The organism is Pseudomonas sp. PDM10, from assembly GCF_014852295.1.
Taxonomy (GTDB): Bacteria; Pseudomonadota; Gammaproteobacteria; order Pseudomonadales; family Pseudomonadaceae; genus Aquipseudomonas.
In genome coordinates this window covers 1-1,380 of record NZ_JACVBJ010000015.1, presented here as the reverse complement: position 1 = coordinate 1,380, position 1,380 = coordinate 1, and the positions used below count along the sequence as shown (strand labels likewise).

Annotated in this window: 1 rRNA gene; it reads right to left on the bottom strand. The window is 53.1% G+C overall.

The features are described 5' to 3' along the window. Positions 1-19: 19 nt before the first annotated feature. Positions 20-1,380: ribosomal RNA gene (locus tag IB252_RS29880) — 23S ribosomal RNA — on the bottom strand; the annotation flags it as partial.

Below are 1,380 nucleotides of genomic sequence, written 5' to 3'. Positions count from 1 at the left end.
CAAATTGCTTGGGTGTTATATGGTCAAGCCTCACGGGCAATTAGTATTGGTTAGCTCAACGCCTCACAGCGCTTACACACCCAACCTATCAACGTCGTAGTCTTCGACGGCCCTTCAGGGGACTCAAGGTCCCAGTGAGATCTCATCTTGAGGCTAGTTTCCCGCTTAGATGCTTTCAGCGGTTATCTATTCCGAACATAGCTACCCGGCAATGCCACTGGCGTGACAACCGGAACACCAGAGGTTCGTCCACTCCGGTCCTCTCGTACTAGGAGCAGCCCCTCTCAAATCTCAAACGTCCACGGCAGATAGGGACCGAACTGTCTCACGACGTTCTAAACCCAGCTCGCGTACCACTTTAAATGGCGAACAGCCATACCCTTGGGACCGGCTTCAGCCCCAGGATGTGATGAGCCGACATCGAGGTGCCAAACACCGCCGTCGATATGAACTCTTGGGCGGTATCAGCCTGTTATCCCCGGAGTACCTTTTATCCGTTGAGCGATGGCCCTTCCATACAGAACCACCGGATCACTAAGACCTACTTTCGTACCTGCTCGACGTGTCTGTCTCGCAGTCAAGCGCGCTTTTGCCTTTATACTCTACGACCGATTTCCGACCGGTCTGAGCGCACCTTCGTACTCCTCCGTTACTCTTTAGGAGGAGACCGCCCCAGTCAAACTACCCACCATACACTGTCCTCGATCCGGATAACGGACCTGAGTTAGAACCTCAAAGTTGCCAGGGTGGTATTTCAAGGTTGGCTCCACGCGAACTGGCGTCCACGCTTCAAAGCCTCCCACCTATCCTACACAAGCAAATTCAAAGTCCAGTGCAAAGCTATAGTAAAGGTTCACGGGGTCTTTCCGTCTAGCCGCGGATACACTGCATCTTCACAGCGATTTCAATTTCACTGAGTCTCGGGTGGAGACAGCGCCGCCATCGTTACGCCATTCGTGCAGGTCGGAACTTACCCGACAAGGAATTTCGCTACCTTAGGACCGTTATAGTTACGGCCGCCGTTTACCGGGGCTTCGATCAAGAGCTTCGCGTTAGCTAACCCCATCAATTAACCTTCCGGCACCGGGCAGGCGTCACACCCTATACGTCCACTTTCGTGTTTGCAGAGTGCTGTGTTTTTAATAAACAGTCGCAGCGGCCTGGTATCTTCGACCGGCATGGGCTTACGCAGTAAATGCTTCACCCTCACCGGCGCACCTTCTCCCGAAGTTACGGTGCCATTTTGCCTAGTTCCTTCACCCGAGTTCTCTCAAGCGCCTTGGTATTCTCTACCCAACCACCTGTGTCGGTTTGGGGTACGGTTCCTGGTTACCTGAAGCTTAGAAGCTTTTCTTGGAAGCATGGCATCAACCACTTCGT